Below are 16712 nucleotides of genomic sequence, written 5' to 3'. Positions count from 1 at the left end.
TCGTTAACCATCCATAAACCTTCAAAAAATGCATAAAAAGCACAAAAAAGGATTTAAAGCAACTGTACATAGCCCTCCTGAGACGCGGACTTGTCAGTTTGACAATTTATATTTGGTCAGCCGCAATATAGAAAATTTAATGAATTAAGAAACGGGGTAAATTGATATTTATAAGGGATGTATTGGTAAAAACAAACCTCAAAATCTACACAAAGTAGATTAAAACATACAAACACAAAAATTGTTGTTTAATATGGCTTTCCAGACTCAAGCTTTCGGTGAAGTAACGGAGGAAGGGGATTAAATTTAAGACGGCAGTGGGATGGGCCTTTTGAAATTAGCTTATTTTATCAAAAGAGATTCCCCTTTCGAGTTTTCTCAGATAAGCTTTTAGCATTGCATTTTCGGGATTAATTAATTGCGGATCATCTTCAAATAAAGCAATTACGGTATTTCTGGCTTCACTCAAAATGATCTGATCTTTTGCCAGATCTGCAAGTTTTAAATCGAGCACCCCACTTTGCTGGGTTCCGGTAATATCACCTGGCCCACGGAGCTGCAAATCAATCTCCGAAATTTCGAAACCATTGTTGGTCCTTACCATGGTTTCTAAACGAACTTTCCCCTCTTTGCTTAACTTATTCCCACTCATTAAAATACAAAAAGATTGTTCGGCACCACGACCAACCCTGCCACGCAACTGGTGGAGCTGAGAAAGACCAAACCTTTCCGAATTTTCGATCACCATAACAGAAGCATTGGGTACATTTACACCTACTTCTATTACAGTTGTGGCTACCATTATCTGGCTTTTACCTGCTATAAACTGCTCCATTTCGAACTGTTTATCTGCATTTGGCATTTGCCCATGCACTATGCTCATCTGGTAATCAGGCCGCGGAAACTGATAACTCAATTGCTCTATTCCTGCTTCCAGATGCAAAAGATCGAGTTTCTCACTTTCTTTTATCAGCGGATAAACAATATAAACCTGCCTGCCTTTGGCAATCTCCTGCTTCATAAAGCCGAACATCCTTAAACGTTGGCCCTCAAAAAGATGCTTTGTTTCAATAGGCTTTCTTCCGGCAGGCAATTCATCAATTATAGAGACATCCAAATCGCCATAAAGCGTCATCGCCAGGGTCCTGGGAATAGGTGTTGCCGTCATCACCAGAATATGTGGCGGAATAATATTTTTGCGCCAAAGCTTGGCACGCTGCTCCACCCCAAAGCGGTGTTGTTCATCAATAACAACCAAACCCAGGTTTTTAAACTTAACTTTATCTTCTATCAGCGCGTGGGTACCGATTAGTATATCAATTTCACCATTTTCCAGCTGTTCATGTAAAATTGTACGTTCTTTCTTTTTGGTATTACCAGTCAGAATAGCCACCTTCACCAGCTCACCAGTTACCAGTTCGGTAATGGATGCATAATGCTGGCGGGCCAAAATCTCTGTCGGAGCCATCATACAAGCCTGATAACCGTTATCATTAGCCAGCAGCATGCTCATCAGCGCAACAGCGGTTTTACCACTCCCTACATCACCTTGTACAAGACGATTCATCTGAACGCCACGCTGGGTATCAATCCGGATTTCTTTAACTACACGCTTTTGTGCATTGGTAAGCTCGAAAGGTAAAAATTCTTTGTAAAAACGATTCACTTTCTCACCAACTTTATCAAAAGTTGCTCCTTTAAATTTTAGCTGGCGAAGTTGTTTGTTATGCAAGAGCTGAAGTTGAATAAAGAATAATTCCTCAAATTTCAAGCGTCTTTCGGCTGCATTTAAGTCCTTTTGGTTTTTGGGGAAATGAATATCCAGCAACGCCTTTCTTTTATCAGGCAACTGATATTTATCAATAATGTAGGGCGGTAAATTTTCAGTCACCTGCTGAATTACCTGATCAAGCAACCCTGCAATTAACCGCTGAATACCTTTTGAATCGAGATTGAATTTTTTTAGCTTTTCTGTAGAATTATAAACGGGCTGTAAAGTTAAATTCCCTCTGCCAACTGGCTTATTTTGATACAGCTCCATTTCGGGATGGGAAATGCTAAAAGTACCATTAAAGAATGTTGGCTTCCCAAATGCAACATAAGCAGTACCCACGTTAATGTTATCATCAACCCATTTTAAGCTTTGGAACCAAACCAGTTCCATAATTCCTGTTTCATCTTTAAAAACAGCAACAATCCGCTTTGCCCTTTTATCGCCGATTACCTTTTTGCCAATTACCCGGCCAACAATTTGAATATACTGCGAATCAATGTTGATTTGATTGATCTTAAAATACTTGGTACGGTCGATATAGCGAAAGGGATAATGTGCCAACATATCCTGAAAAGTAAAAAGACCTAAATCTTTTTTCAAAACATCGGCACGACTAGGCCCTACGCCTTTTATAAATTCAACAGGAGTATCTAAAATCGAATTGAACAAAATTGATTATTGTTTCTTGTAAACTATGTTTTTTAGTAATTGCGCATTAAAAATAACGATAGACAATAGCAAAAGCAAATAGGCAAAAAGCTGATGGCTATCTATCTCTTCCTTGAAATAGAAAAATGCAACCGCAAAAGCAACAATAGGATTAAGATAAATTAATATACCCAACGCCGATGAGGGCATTCCCAACAGCGCATAAGAATTTAAAAATAAAGGTATAATGGTAAATACAATAGCAATTAAAAAGATATGCGACCAAAAGATTGTTTCAGTTGGAAACGGATCTGAATTAACCAGATACATCGGTAGCATCATTAAGCCCGACAAGACTAATTGTACACCCAGAAAATTAAATTTATCTACCCCCTTAATTACTTTTAAAACAATTACATAAACAGCATAAAATGATGCGATTAAAATAGCCCAAAGTACCTCGTGCAGGGAACCTGTTGCCAGAAGGAGGATACTGATTAGTGCAACAATGAGCGCAATGATTTTTTCTCTGCTTAAATGCTCTTTTAAGACAACAAAACCACAGAGGGCTGTTAACAGTGGGCAAACCATATAAGCAAAGGCAGCTGCCTTTAAACTCACGCTATTTACCGCATAAATGTAAGTAAACCAATTTCCTGTAATTAAAAAAGCTGCAAGTAGAGTTAATAAAAACAACCTGATTTTTTTAGACCTAGGGATGCTTTTAAGAAAAGTAAGGTCATTCTTGAGTGCAGCCCTCCTAAACAGAACTATGGTAGCCCATACCATTAAGATGGATATAAATATCCTGTAATATAGAATTTCTTGCGGCGGAAAGCCTTTTATGTTACGTAAAGGGATTGACATTGTTCCCCATATAATGTAAGGAACAATGCCAGCAATAAAATATTTGCTTTTGCCTGCAGCCAAAATTATCCTACAATGGCAATCACAGAAATTTCTACGTTTACGTTTTTAGGCAATACAGAAACCTGAACAGTTTCGCGGGCAGGGAAATTAGCTGAAAAATACTGACCGTAAACTTCGTTCACCTGAGCAAAAGTGTCCATATCGCTTAAAAAGATGGTCGATTTTACTACATGATCAAAAGTTAATCCTGCTTCGAGTAGCACAGCCTTAAGGTTACGCATTACCTGGTGTGTTTCTTCTTCGATACTGCCAATATTTAATTCTCCGCTTTCAGGGTTAATGGCTACCTGTCCAGATACGAATAAAAAGTTTCCGGCTTGTACAGCCTGACTATATGGTCCAATGGGTGCTGGAGCATTTGTAGTTTTAATAATTTGTTTCATAAGTTTTTTTAAGATTACTTAGCAAGCCATTGAATTAGCTTGTAAATGATACCTGCGAGAAAAATAGATATGGCCAATGCATTAATAAAATGCATAATCCTAATGTTGACATTGGTTGGCCTGTTGGGATCCTTTTTTCGAAAGAAGTACATAGTACAAATTTAGCGAAAAAGCACAACACAGAAAACTAAACGGCATAAAAAAAGTCCCGATTTGCATCGGGACTTTCTTAAAATTTTATATTGAAATACTAGTTTCTAGCAGTTTCAACACGACGGTTTTGGATACGACCTTCTTCAGTATCGTTAGAAGCAATTGGGTTAGCTTCGCCATTACCTTTAGTAGCAACTTGACTAGCGTTAACGCCAGAGTTTACTAAGTAAGTTTTAACAGAGTTAGCTCTGTCTTTAGATAATTTCAAGTTATATGCAGCAGTACCTTCGCTTGAAGCGTAACCATTTACAGTTACTTTACCACCGTTTTCACGTAACACTGAAGATAATTTATCTAAAGTAGGGTAAGACTCAGTTTTTAAAACTGAAGAGTTGAAATCGAAACCGATTTTCTCAAAACCAGTTACGTTAGATGCAGGAGTTTCAACTGGAGCTGGTTTTGGAAGAGGACAACCTGAACCATCAACAGCAGTACCAGCAGGAGTACCTGGGCATTTATCGAATTGATCAGCAACACCGTCACCGTCAGTATCTTTTTTCAAATCTTCAACAGATTTCTCAACAGCAGAAACACGGTTTTTCAATGCTTCAACTTCTTGACGTAAAGTTGGATCTTTTAACTCATCGTACATAGTAGCTAATGGGTTAGTCCACTCTAAGCTTGGTTTTGCAGAAGAACCTAAAGAGAATTCTAAACCAGCGTAACCGTAAGAGAATTTATCTTTAGTTTGACCTTTTGCATAAACTCCATCTAAGTTATCAGCATCAACAAAGTTCATAGTGTAACCTAAGTTAAAGTTAACACGCTCAGAAACTTTGAATTTAACACCAGCACCAACTGGAATATAGAAACCTTTTACGTAGTCTTTAGCATCGTGTTTGTCATCAGCAGGACCAGTAGCTTTACCTTTCCAGTCGATTACACCTGAAGTAGTAGTTACTTTAGGAGCGTAAGCCAACATACCAGCACCAGCTGTTAAGAAGAAACCTACAGAGTTTTCACGACGTAAGAAATCGATAGAACCTAAGTTTACAACACCACGTAAATCTACTGCATATTGTAATTGAGTTTCGAATTCTTTAACTGTTGAAGTGATACCGTCGTTGTTACCTGAAAGTTTACCACGAGTTCCGTTTAATTCTAAACCGAAAGAGTGACCTAGTTGTTTACGGATATTTAAACCGTAACCTAAGTTAGCATCCCATTTGTTGAAGTCGTTAGAACCACCGATAGCTACAACTGGCATTAAAACACCACCGTGTACACCGATAGACCAAGTTCTGTACTGACCTCTACCGCCAAATACCTTGACAGCAGAAGAGGTTGCAGGAGCATCTTGAGCGACAGCAAGAGAAGCAACTCCTGTTAATGCCACTAAAGAAAGCGCAACACTTTTCTTTAAAGTAGAATAATTCATAATCTTTTTCTTTTTTAAGGGTTAAACAATTTAATTGATTAATTTTTTAGTAATCGCAAAATTAAACAAAATTTTAAATTTTCAAACTTTTATACAAACTCCGTTCCAAACTTCACAGTCAATGATGATTTTCTTACATTTGGCCGTTTCCAGTATAAAAATACCAATTTCATGAAATATCCTACTATTGATCAGTCTTTATTTATTTTAAACAGAAAAAACTTCAATAAACACTTAAAAAACAATTCGTTAGCTATATTCAACGCTAGTGATGAATTTCCCAGAAGCGGCGATCAGAACTTTGTTTTTAAGCAAAATCCTGATTTATTTTATTTATCTGGAATTGATCAGGAGCAGACAATATTGTTGTTATACCCCGATTGTCCTAATCCTTTGTACAGGGAAGTCCTGTTTTTAAGACAGACCAACGACCATATTAAAGTATGGGAAGGATACAAGTATACCAAAGAGCAGGCTAAAGCTGCATCCGGCATCCAGGCTATTTACTGGCTGGAAGATTTTGACAACATTTTACACAGTATTGTTAACTATGCCGATCATATTTATTTAAACACAAATGAAAATGACCGCTATTCGCCAGAAGTGCCATATCGCGATTTGCGTTTCATTGAAAAAATAAAATCGAAATATCCGCTGCATCATTTTGAGCGTTCGGCACCGATTATGAGAGGACTAAGGGCAGTTAAATCTGATGTAGAAATTGAGCTTACCAAAAAAGCATGTGGAATAACCCGCGATGCCTTCGTAAGGGTGTTGAAATTTACAAAACCCGGCGTAAAGGAATATGAAATCGAGGCAGAAATTATCCACGAATTTATTCGCCAGGGAGGCACTGGGCATGCTTATACTCCTATTATCGCTTCCGGCCATAATGCCAATATCCTTCACTATAACGACAATAACCAAACCTGCAAAGATGGAGATGTAATTCTTTTTGATTTTGGCGCAGAATACGCAAATTATAATGCAGATATGAGCCGGTCGATTCCGGTTAACGGTCATTTTACCAAACGACAAAAAGAGGTTTATAATGCGGTTTTACAGGTAATGAAAGCGTCTGTTAATTTAATTGGTGAAGGAATAGTATGGAATAATTACCACGAACAGGTTGGGGAAATTATGACACAACAACTGATTAAACTGGGATTAATTACTGCTGAAGAAGTAAAAAACCAAAACCCTGCATGGCCGGCTTACAAAAAATACTTCATGCATGGTACTTCACACCACCTGGGTATCGATGTACACGATTTTGCTGGCAGATATACACCATTTGCTGCAGGAAATATATTAACTGTTGAACCAGGCATCTACATCCCCGAAGAAGGTTTAGGTATCCGTTTAGAAAACAACATCCTCATTACAGCCAACGGGAATATAGATTTAATGGCCGATATTCCGCTCGAAGCAGAAGAGATAGAAGATATTATGAACAGTTAATTCAGTTCGCAGTTTTTAGTTAACAGTTTACCTTTCCAAGTTAACCCTTGTTAAAGCTATCTGCAAAGCGATAAATATTAAAATCACCTTGTAATAAGGCTGCCTGGATTTTTTCAAGCAGCCTTACTTTATCTATATGCTGCATTTTTTGATGCTGAATAATTTTCCAGGCTTTTTCTGCGAATAAGAGTGCTCTTTTATTATTGTCAAAAATTGTCGGTTGCGCTATCCATTCACATAAAGCATCAATACCCGTATTTTTATCGGCAACAGTTTTTAAAACCGGGATTGTTTTAATGCCCTGATGCACTACTTTCTTCAAATTATTTGCAAAAGTATCGGCTCCTTCCCGATCAGCTTTATTAACCACAAAACAATCTGCAATTTCCATTAGTCCTGATTTGATGTTCTGAACTTCATCTCCCGATTCGGGCACCAGTACTACAACAGTTTTATCGGCCAGGCCGGCAATCTCTACTTCCGATTGTCCCACACCAACAGTTTCAATAATGATCAGGTCAAAATTCGAAGCCTTTAAAACATCTACCATCTCAATGGTTTTTGCAGAAATCCCACCCAGTGCTCCGCGTGTAGCCAGCGAACGGATAAATACATTAGGCTTATTAAACTGGCTTGCCATCCTGATGCGATCGCCAAGTAAAGAGCCGAAATTAAACGGAGAAGTAGGATCAATGGCCAATATGGCAATGCGCTTCCCCGCAGTAGTAAAATGGTTGGTAATGGCATTCACCAAAGTACTTTTACCGGCTCCGGGAGGGCCTGTAATACCCAAAACAGGAACACTAACATGACTATCCAAACCTTTTAAAATCGCAGCCGATGGCTCAATATCATTCTCAACAAGGGTTAAAGCCCTTGCCAGAATCCGGTAATTGCCAGCCTTTACTTCGTTTAAAATGGATAGATGCGTATTCATCAATAAAACTATCTTTGTACAAATAAACAAAAATTATTAGCCACAAAAGGCCATCAACAACAAAACTGAATGAAAGTAACCGGCTTTACCTTTTTACGAAATGCTATTGTTAACGATTACCCAGCAAGAGAAGCTATACTTTCTGTACTCCCTTTGTGCGATGATTTTATTGTTGCCCTAGGAAATTCTACCGATGAAACTGCTGAAATGGTTAAACAGATCGACCCCGAAAAGATCAGAACAATTGATACCGTTTGGGATGATAGCATACGCGAAGGCGGACGTGTTTTTGCCGATGAAACCAATAAAGCACTTGCTCAAATCCCTGCAGATACTGATTGGATGATCTATATTCAGGGAGATGAAGCCATTCATGAAGAATACTTACAACTGATTAAAAAGGAAATGGAGCAGGAGCTCAACAATCCAAATGTTGAGGCCCTTCTTTTAAAATATAAACACTTTTACGCTTCTTATGATTACCTGGCCGAATCGAGAAGATGGTATAGAAGGGAGGTTCGGATAATCAAAAACCTTCCTGGAGTGCGTTCTTATCGCGATGCCCAGGGTTTCAGGATTAACGATAGAAAGTTAAAGGTTAAATTAATTGATGCTTACATTTATCACTATGGTTGGGTAAAACCGCCAAAAGGCTTGCAGGGCAAGGTTCGTAACTTTAATCAGTTTTATCAAACACCAGAGTGGATTGAAGAAAATTATCCCGTTCAGGATACTTATGACATGCACAATGCCGATCGGTTGGTTCATTTTAAAGGAAGCCATCCAAAAGTAATGCAATCAAGAATTGCAGCAGCAAACTGGAAATTCGATAAAGACCTGACCAAAGAAACGCCAAAAATGAATTTCAGGAGAAAAGTGCTGCAAAAAATTGAAGACCTAACCGGGTTGCGCCTGTTCGAATACCGGAACTATAAAATTGTTAAGTAGATGCAGAAAAGCGTTTCCATCGTCATCCCCAATTATAATGGCAAGCACCTGCTCGAAAAGTACCTGCCTTCGGTTTTTACAGCGGCCCAAAATGCCCGAATCGAATTTGAAGTTATTGTTATCGACGATGGCTCTAAGGACGATAGCCTTTCATTTATCAGTACGAATTATCAGCAGGTAAAGCTACTCGTTAACGATAAGAACAGAGGTTTTTCTTATACATGCAACCACGGCATACGCGAAGCGAAATATGAATTAATCTTATTGCTAAACTCCGACGTTAAACTTACTCCAGATTATTTTGAACATCAATGGAAGTATTTTAGCAAGCCAGATACTTTTGGGGTAATGGCCCGCATCATGAGTTTTGATGAAACCAGAATAGAAGATGCCGCCCGTTTATTGTATTACGGAGGATGCAGAATAAAAGCGAACAAATTTTATTATAGCGAAAATCAGTCTGACGAAGAAGTTTATACTGCCTACCTTTCGGGTGCCAATGCCTTAGTTGATGCAAAAAAGCTAAAAGAACTGGGTGGTTTCGATGAAATTTATTCACCTTTCTCTTCCGAAGATTTTGATTTAAGTCTCCGGGCATGGCAATTGGGCTGGAAATGTTATTATGAACATCAGTCGGTCTGTTTTCACCATGTTAGCGGAAGCACTAAAACGCAGATCAAATCCAATTTCATCAAAAAGATCTATTATCGTAACCGGTATATCCTTCAAGGCATACACCTGCATGGGGCCAGAAAGACTTTGTATCCGCTACAACAAATCTTCACTGAACTAATTCCAAAACTATTAACCGGAAAAACCTGGGTTTGGAGCAGCTATCGCGATTATTTAACACATAAACCACATATTCTGGCAAGCCGGGAAAGATTAGCTAGACTAAAACAGAAACACCAATCGTTATTAAAAATCGACGATGTGATAAAAATTATTAACCAATCTATTATCAGCAAGAAAATTAAGCGATTGTAATTTTAGCGGCTTTAAAAGCCTTATTATGCAAAGGTCTCTTTGAAAAACGTACATTTGCTGAGTTTTAATTAGATTTTTTTGGAGGTGTTTCTGATCATCCTCCATTTTACATATTCCATTTTTCACATAAAATGAAGACATACTTTCGTTTATTATCTTTTGCCAAACCCATAGAAAAATTTGCAATACCTTATATTATTGCAACACTTTTCGCTATTATTTTCAATACCTTTCTGTTTACTTTACTGGGGCCGCTTATGCAGGCTTTATTTTTGGGCAAAAGTGTTACCAACTTAAAGTCTGATAAAGCTACAGACTCACTAAATTTTCTCGGAAAGTTTAACGATTATATGGATACGGTAATTGCGCATGACAAAATACACGCACTACAAATTATCTGTATAGTTATTGTCGCTACAGTATTCTTATCCAATTTATTTAGGTATTTCTCTCAGCGTTTCATGGAAGATTTACGTGTGCATACCTTATTAAACTTAAGAAAAACAGTATTTAACAATGTAATGAATTTACAAGTTGGCTACTTTAACAATGAACGTAAAGGCGATATTATTTCGAAGGTAGCATCTGATGTTCAGGTAGTTCAATTTACAGTTACCAATACCTTACAAGTTGTTTTTAAAGAACCACTCCAGCTTATTTTCTTTGTTGCGGTTTTAATCTCCATCTCGCTAAAATTAACATTATTTTCATTGCTTGTTATCCCGGTTTCAGGGTTTATTATCAGTAAAATAGTTAAACGATTAAAACAGCAAGCAACCCAATCGCATGAATCCTTTGCTAAAATGATTGGATTTTTAGATGAATCACTTAGTGGAATAAAAATTATCAAAGCTTTTAACGCCACCAACAGGATGAAAGAGAAGTTTCATGATGAAAATAAATTCTATTCTTATTTAAACAGGAAGATGGCCAGAAGACAACAATTAGCCTCTCCTGTTTCGCAGACATTGGGCGTGCTGGTAGTTGTTTTCATCTTAATATATGGCGGAACTTTAATTTTGAGTGGAAAAGGTGATCTTGAAGCCGCAGATTTCGTAGTTTACCTTGCCACATTCTCTCAGGTAATGCAACCGATTAAGGCTTTAACAGATTCTTTTAGCGGGATTCATTCCGGAATTTCTGCAGGCGAACGCGTTTTAGATTTAATTGATACCAAACCGTTACTGGTTAACTCGCCTGATGCAAAAGTACTTGGAGACTTTAACCATGCCATAAACTTTAAAGATGTATCTTTCAGTTATGGCGAAAAACAGATTCTGAATGGAATTAACTTTGACATTGAAAAAGGAAAAACCGTTGCGCTTGTAGGGCCATCAGGAGGTGGAAAAAGTACGCTAATGGATTTAATTCCACGTTTCCACGATCCTAAATCTGGATCCATTTTAATTGACGGGCATGATTATAAAAGCCTTACCGCTGAAAGCATCAGGGCACAAATGGGAACAGTAAATCAGGAATCGTTTCTGTTTAACGATACTATTTTTAACAATATTGCATTTGCCAATCCGAATGCTACGATGGAAGAAGTAGTAGCCGCAGCAAAAATCGCCAATGCGCACGATTTTATCGAAAATACAGAAAATGGTTATCAATCTTTTGTAGGCGACCGCGGTAATAGGCTTTCTGGTGGTCAGCGTCAGCGCGTTTGTATTGCCAGGGCTGTATTGGCCAATCCGCCAATTATGCTATTGGATGAGGCTACATCTGCATTGGATACTGAATCGGAAAAACTGGTTCAGGAGGCCCTCAATAATTTAATGAAAAATCGCACCTCAATTGTAATCGCGCATCGCTTAAGCACAATACAGCACGCTGATAAAATTATTGTGATAGATAAAGGCAGTGTTGTAGAAACGGGTAGTCACAACGAATTAATGGCCACCAATGGTTTATACAAACGTTTAATTGATATGCAGGCCTTTACAGATTAATTCTATGAGTACAGCCTTAAGTATAGCCCGATCAATCTCCTCCCCTGCCTACGAATACGAATATTCGATATGTACACTCGTAACCAGAAAGGCAGAGTATGAAGAAATGTTAGATTCATTTCTGAGCAAAGGATTTGATGAAAAAGGCTGTGAGTATTTGTTTATCGATAATACAGAAGGATCCGGATTTGAAGCTTTTAAGGGCTTAAATGAATTTCTACAGCAGGCAAAGGGCAAATACATCATCCTGTGCCATCAGGACATTATCATACACGATCACGACAGGAAACATTTATCCGAACGGATCCTCGAGATCGAACAAAACGATCCCAATTGGGCTATATTGGCCAATGCCGGGGGCATAAACCTTAAATGGATTGCCACCAACATCACGCAGGGATCGGGTAAAGTAATTAAGGAACCTAAATTGCCCTTAAAAACAAAAACAGTTGATGAGAATTTCATGGTCGTTAAAAACAGTGCTAACCTTGCACTTTCGCATAACTTATCAGGTTTTCATATGTATGGCCCTGATTTATGTTTAATAGCCGATGTTTTGGGCTTTAGCGCTTATGTAATCGATTTTAACATCATACATAAAAGCAACGGCAATCCTGATGAATCCTTCCTTAGATTGAGAAAGGCATTTATTAAAAAGTATAACCACGCTTTTAGAAGTCGTTTTATGACGACAACCATTACACGTTACTATTTATCAGGTAATTGGTTTACGGCCTGGTTTTATAATTTACAACCTATAAAATTTTTCGTCAGGCAGTATTATAAAGCCTTTAAGCCAAAGAAATTATATGTACTAGAGGTTAAAAAAGATGCTTAAAATAAAAAAAGATTCAACCATATATATTTTCTGTGCACCGAATTTTGCAACCGGCGGTCCAGAGGCCTTGCATCAATTGGCATATCAGCTTATTAAAATGGGCATGGACGCGAAAATGTACTATTTTCCGGTTGTAAATCCTCAGGAAGATCCGGTTCATCCATTTTATAAAGGCTATAACGTTCCTTACGTTACAGCGCTCGAAAACTCGGCATCCAATTTCCTGATCTTACCAGAAACTTCACCCGAAATTATTTTCAAAAAGGAGTTTAGCAATATTAAAAAGGTAATCTGGTGGTTAAGCGTTACCAATTATTACAAAATGCTGGCCCCCGTAATAAGAAGAACTAGGCGTAAACCTTCTTATTGGTTAAGAAAGTTATATAATCCCATCGAGTTTGCAACTTTGGAAAAACTAAAACAGATGGATGTTGCCAATATCGGGCATTCTTATTTTTCTATGGATCACCTGGCCAAAGCCGGAATAAAACCAATTGGCCAAATATCCGATTATATGAACCACCAGTTCTTTAAGCGGGTAGATAATCAGATCGCAAAAGAAAATATCATTATTTATAATCCGGTAAAAAACGGCGAATATTTGCAGAAGATTATAGCCAAAACCCCTAACCTTAAATGGATTGCATTAAAAGGGTTAACTCCAGAAGAAGTAGCAGATCGGATGAACAGGGCAAAACTTTATGTTGATTTTGGTTATCACCCTGGCAAGGAAAGAATGCCAAGGGAAGCCTGTATTATGCGTTGCTGTATGATTATTGGACGGGAGGGGTCGGCTGCCTTTGATGAGGATATGCCAATCCTGAATAAATATCGCTTCCATAAAACCGACGATAATATCGATGCAATTATAGAAACGATAAATACCTGCTTAAATAACTACGACGAAGAAATTAAGAACTTTATGCCCTACCGCGATGCACTTTACCGGGAGGAGCAAGAATTTGAAGCTGCAGTTAAAACTGTTTTCATACATGCTTAAATCCATTTCTGCCAATGAAACCGCTGATTTCGATAGCACTATGCACCTACAACGGAGCTAAATACCTGCATGAGCAGTTAACAAGCATCTTAAACCAAACCTATAAAAATATTGAGGTTGTTATAGTTGATGATGGTTCAACAGACGATACCATAAGTATGTTAAAAACCTTTGAAAAATCCTACCCTCAAATTAAATTATATCAAAACGAGAAAAATCTAGGTTTTAACAAGAATTTTGAAAAAGCAATAGCCCTAACCACAGGCGATTACATCGCAATCAGCGATCAGGATGATATATGGGAATTAAATAAACTGGAACTCTTGCTTAACCACATCGGAGAAAACTGGCTTATTTTTTCCAATTCGGTATTTGTAGATGAGCAGAATAATCTTTTAGATAAAACATTGCTTCAACAAAATTTTGAGCTTGGTAAGAGAGATTTCAGGAGCTTACTTTTTTATAACTTTGTTACTGGCCATACTGTGCTTTTTAAACGCACCTTAACTACCTATATATTACCAATTCCTAATGAGGGTTATTATGATTGGTGGATGGGCTTCATTGCATTATATCACCAAAAAATTGCTTATCTAAATAAAAATCTAACGCGGCACAGAATCCACAGCAGTTCTGTGATGAATAAAGAAGAACAGGCCAATTCCGAGAAACAAAATGAGGCCCGTTTTTTAGAAAAAACAAAAAATCTGGAAATTTTAAAAGATTATGCAAACCTTAGTACAGAAGATAGACAGCTTATTAATGGATTATATAAAAGCTTTACAAAAAAGAGCAGATACAATACATTTCTGGTCGCTCAGATGATCAAAAATTACCCATATTTTTTCCCCGATTTAAAAAAGAGAAATCTTATCAGCCGATTTAATTTCGCTTTAAAAATGGGACATTAACATCAATAGTTTATGCAAAATTCTACCAGCAAAAATAACCTGAAGGCCATAGCGCTTTACCTGCCACAATTCCACCCTTTTAAAGAAAATGACGAATGGTGGGGAAAAGGATTTACAGAATGGACGAACGTTACCAAATCGAAACCAAAATTCAAAGGGCATTATCAACCCCATCTGCCAACAGATTTAGGCTTTTACGACCTTAGGTTATTAGATACCATGATTGAACAGGCTGCCCTTGCAAAAGCTTATGGGGTTTATGGTTTCTGTTTTTACCACTACTGGTTTAATGGAAAACTTTTAATGGAAAGCCCATTAGAACAAATGTTAAAATCGAAAAAACCTGATTTCCCTTTTTGTTTATGTTGGGCGAATGAAAACTGGACAAGACGCTGGGATGGATTGGAAGCAGATGTTTTAATTAAGCAGGAATATGACTTAAAAGACGACCTTGAACATATCCAATACCTGATGCCATTTTTCAAGGATGAGAGATATATCAAAATTGATGGTAAGCCCGTTTATTTAATGTATCGGTCAGAACTTCATCCAAATATCAATGAGGCAGTAAAAATATGGCGGGAAGAGGCAAAAAAAGCTGGTTTTGAAGACCTCTACCTGATCAGGGTAGAAAACTTCAAGAGAGATTTCGATCCTAAAGGCCATGATTTTGATGCCAGTATGGAATTTGCACCCGATTTTTCAATCCCTTTACAGAAATACAGTAAAAAAGAACCGGTTAACCATTTTTTCAGAAAACTACTTCACAAAACCGCAATAAAGGAGAATGGCCTGCTTGCCAATAAAGTATTCGACTATGAAGAAATAGTTGATAAAATGGAGAAAAAAGCGCCCAAACCCTATAAATACTTCCGTTCTATTTTTCCGAGCTGGGATAATTCGGCAAGAAGGGCTAAAGATGCAACTGTTTTTGTAAACTCAAGTCCTGATAAATTCCAGGAATGGGTTACAAAAACTGCCCAATATACTAATGAGCATTTTAATGGCGAAGAGCGATTATTTTTTGTAAACGCCTGGAACGAATGGGCAGAAGGTTGTCATTTAGAACCCGATCAGCAATATGGTCACCGTTATTTACAGGCGTTAAAAAACGGACTGGAATCCGCATAACCCGAAACATAATAATTTAAAAATACCGGTGATCGATCCGGAATAATATTAACTTACACTATCCAGTATATTTTCCAAAATCGACACCTGTTTTTTTACTTCATAACCAGAGGCTTGCCGCTTTATTTCTTCTACGTTAAACCTTTCGGGGTTATTTTTAACCGCCATCATGGCTTCTGCTAAATCTTTTGCCCTCCATGAATCTACAACAATCCCGGTGTTCTCTTTTACAAATTCGCTGATTCCTCCAGAATTAAAACCAACAATTGGCTTGCCCAGCGATGCCGCTTCTAACATTACCAAAGGGAATGAATCTTCCCTCGACAATAATAAAAAGCCATCGGCAGAATTAAGGTAGTTATAGTATTCTGTACTCTGCGCACCCAAAAATTTAACTCTACCAGGATATATATTTTCAACTGCCTTTTTAGCATAATAGTATATTCCGGTATTTTCCTCTCCGCCAATCCAGATAATTTTTATATCCTCTGGAAGTTCCCGGAGTAATAAAACCAAAAAATCAACCCCTTTTATCAAAGATGTTTTACCAGAAATTGCCCAAACAAAATCCTGATCCTTAAAACCAGTATTTGCTTTTACTTCCTCGGCAGTTTTTGTACAAACTATTTTAGATTTATCGATAAATCCATACAGCAAGTTCACATCAGGCCTACCCATATTACTAATCTTTTCGCATACAGCTTCCGAACAGCCAATTAAAGCTGCTGATGAAGATACAATTGTTTCTAAATCGGTATAAGAAACAAAGTTATAAGCTAATGGTAACTCATGCGCATGCGTGATCACTTTAACCCCCAATTTCTTCGCTATTGGATAAACCTCAGGAATTACAATCGTGTTTACATACCAAAAATCCACTTTGTTTTTTTTATGTATCTGGCTTAGCTGATATGCTAAAGAATCTATTTTAAAGATCTTTAAAATAGACCTCAAAAGCCTTAAAGATCTTTTCGGATTTTTTTTATAGGGTAAGAAATGTTTAATTTCACCAGGCAGTTCATCAACAAGCACACCTTTATCTTTGGTAAATAAAAGGGGCAAAAACTTCTCTTTGTTTAAATTGGTTAAAGAGTACCAAAGCAACATTTCTGAACCTGTTCTACCTAGGTTATGCGTTATAAACAATATTTTCTTCATCTAATCTCCGTTATAAAAGTAACCTTATTTTTTTTACAGGATATGCAAATTAAAGCATAAATA

At 37.5% G+C, this 16712-nt stretch carries 15 protein-coding genes; 8 read left to right on the top strand and 7 right to left on the bottom strand.

Annotated features, from left to right (window positions below; translation table 11 throughout):
* Positions 1–337 precede the first annotated feature (337 nt).
* The 5 genes from recG to HWV58_RS03585 form a co-directional block, all read right to left on the bottom strand.
* Positions 338–2443 carry an ATP-dependent DNA helicase RecG gene (recG, locus tag HWV58_RS03600; protein ID WP_175632788.1) on the bottom strand — a complete coding sequence of 702 codons (2106 nt, stop codon included), beginning with the start codon at positions 2441–2443 and terminating at the stop codon, positions 338–340.
* A gap of 6 nt (positions 2444–2449) precedes the next feature.
* Positions 2450–3352, bottom strand: a complete 903-nt coding sequence (locus HWV58_RS03595; protein WP_175632787.1) for an EamA family transporter — start codon at positions 3350–3352, stop codon at positions 2450–2452.
* Positions 3353–3354: 2 nt separating this feature from the next.
* Complete coding sequence (locus HWV58_RS03590; protein WP_175632786.1) at positions 3355–3735, bottom strand: RidA family protein; 381 nt, start codon at positions 3733–3735, stop codon at positions 3355–3357.
* A 14-nt stretch (positions 3736–3749) separates the two neighbouring features.
* Positions 3750–3887, bottom strand: coding sequence for a DUF6728 family protein (locus HWV58_RS24565; protein ID WP_317174766.1), 138 nt, complete (start codon positions 3885–3887; stop codon positions 3750–3752).
* A 98-nt stretch (positions 3888–3985) separates the two neighbouring features.
* The gene (locus HWV58_RS03585) at positions 3986–5326 is read right to left on the bottom strand and encodes an OmpA family protein (protein WP_175632785.1); all 1341 of its coding nucleotides are present in this window, start codon (positions 5324–5326) and stop codon (positions 3986–3988) included.
* 171 nt (positions 5327–5497) lie between these two features.
* Between HWV58_RS03585 and HWV58_RS03580 the strand changes: the two genes are divergently transcribed.
* A complete protein-coding gene (locus HWV58_RS03580) occupies positions 5498–6787 on the top strand; it encodes an aminopeptidase P family protein (RefSeq protein WP_175632784.1) in 1290 nt (429 codons plus the stop codon).
* Positions 6788–6827: 40 nt separating this feature from the next.
* Here HWV58_RS03580 and meaB read toward each other — a convergent pair whose 3' ends face one another.
* Positions 6828–7724 carry a methylmalonyl Co-A mutase-associated GTPase MeaB gene (meaB, locus tag HWV58_RS03575; protein WP_175632783.1) on the bottom strand — a complete coding sequence of 299 codons (897 nt, stop codon included), beginning with the start codon at positions 7722–7724 and terminating at the stop codon, positions 6828–6830.
* Positions 7725–7793: 69 nt separating this feature from the next.
* On the opposite strand from meaB, the gene HWV58_RS03570 reads away from it, so the two are divergent.
* The 7 genes from HWV58_RS03570 (at position 7794) to HWV58_RS03540 (ending at position 15491) form a co-directional block, all read left to right on the top strand.
* Complete coding sequence (locus HWV58_RS03570) at positions 7794–8672, top strand: glycosyltransferase family protein (RefSeq protein WP_175632782.1); 879 nt, start codon at positions 7794–7796, stop codon at positions 8670–8672.
* A complete protein-coding gene (locus tag HWV58_RS03565) occupies positions 8673–9659 on the top strand; it encodes a glycosyltransferase family 2 protein (protein WP_175632781.1) in 987 nt (328 codons plus the stop codon).
* Positions 9660–9790: 131 nt separating this feature from the next.
* Complete coding sequence (locus HWV58_RS03560; protein ID WP_175632780.1) at positions 9791–11611, top strand: ABC transporter ATP-binding protein; 1821 nt, start codon at positions 9791–9793, stop codon at positions 11609–11611.
* A gap of 4 nt (positions 11612–11615) precedes the next feature.
* Complete coding sequence (locus HWV58_RS03555) at positions 11616–12449, top strand: acyl esterase (protein WP_175632779.1); 834 nt, start codon at positions 11616–11618, stop codon at positions 12447–12449.
* A complete protein-coding gene (locus tag HWV58_RS03550) occupies positions 12442–13449 on the top strand; it encodes a hypothetical protein (RefSeq protein ID WP_175632778.1) in 1008 nt (335 codons plus the stop codon). Before HWV58_RS03555 ends, HWV58_RS03550 begins: the two co-directional genes overlap by 8 nt.
* Before the next feature lie 14 nt (positions 13450–13463).
* Complete coding sequence (locus HWV58_RS03545; RefSeq protein ID WP_175632777.1) at positions 13464–14360, top strand: glycosyltransferase; 897 nt, start codon at positions 13464–13466, stop codon at positions 14358–14360.
* Positions 14361–14372: 12 nt separating this feature from the next.
* Entirely contained in the window at positions 14373–15491 is a 1119-nt protein-coding gene (locus HWV58_RS03540; RefSeq protein WP_175632776.1) for a glycosyltransferase WbsX family protein, read from the top strand.
* Between the two features lie 48 nt (positions 15492–15539).
* Here the strand turns inward: HWV58_RS03540 and HWV58_RS03535 are convergent, their stop codons facing one another.
* Entirely contained in the window at positions 15540–16523 is a 984-nt protein-coding gene (locus HWV58_RS03535) for a glycosyltransferase family 4 protein (protein ID WP_175632775.1), read from the bottom strand.
* Positions 16524–16712: the final 189 nt, after the last annotated feature.

It is taken from the genome of Pedobacter ghigonis (genome assembly GCF_903166585.1).
GTDB classification, from domain to species: domain Bacteria; phylum Bacteroidota; class Bacteroidia; order Sphingobacteriales; family Sphingobacteriaceae; genus Pedobacter; species Pedobacter ghigonis.
The sequence above is the reverse complement of the archived record's forward strand: the minus strand, read 5'-3'. Positions and strand labels throughout refer to the sequence as shown.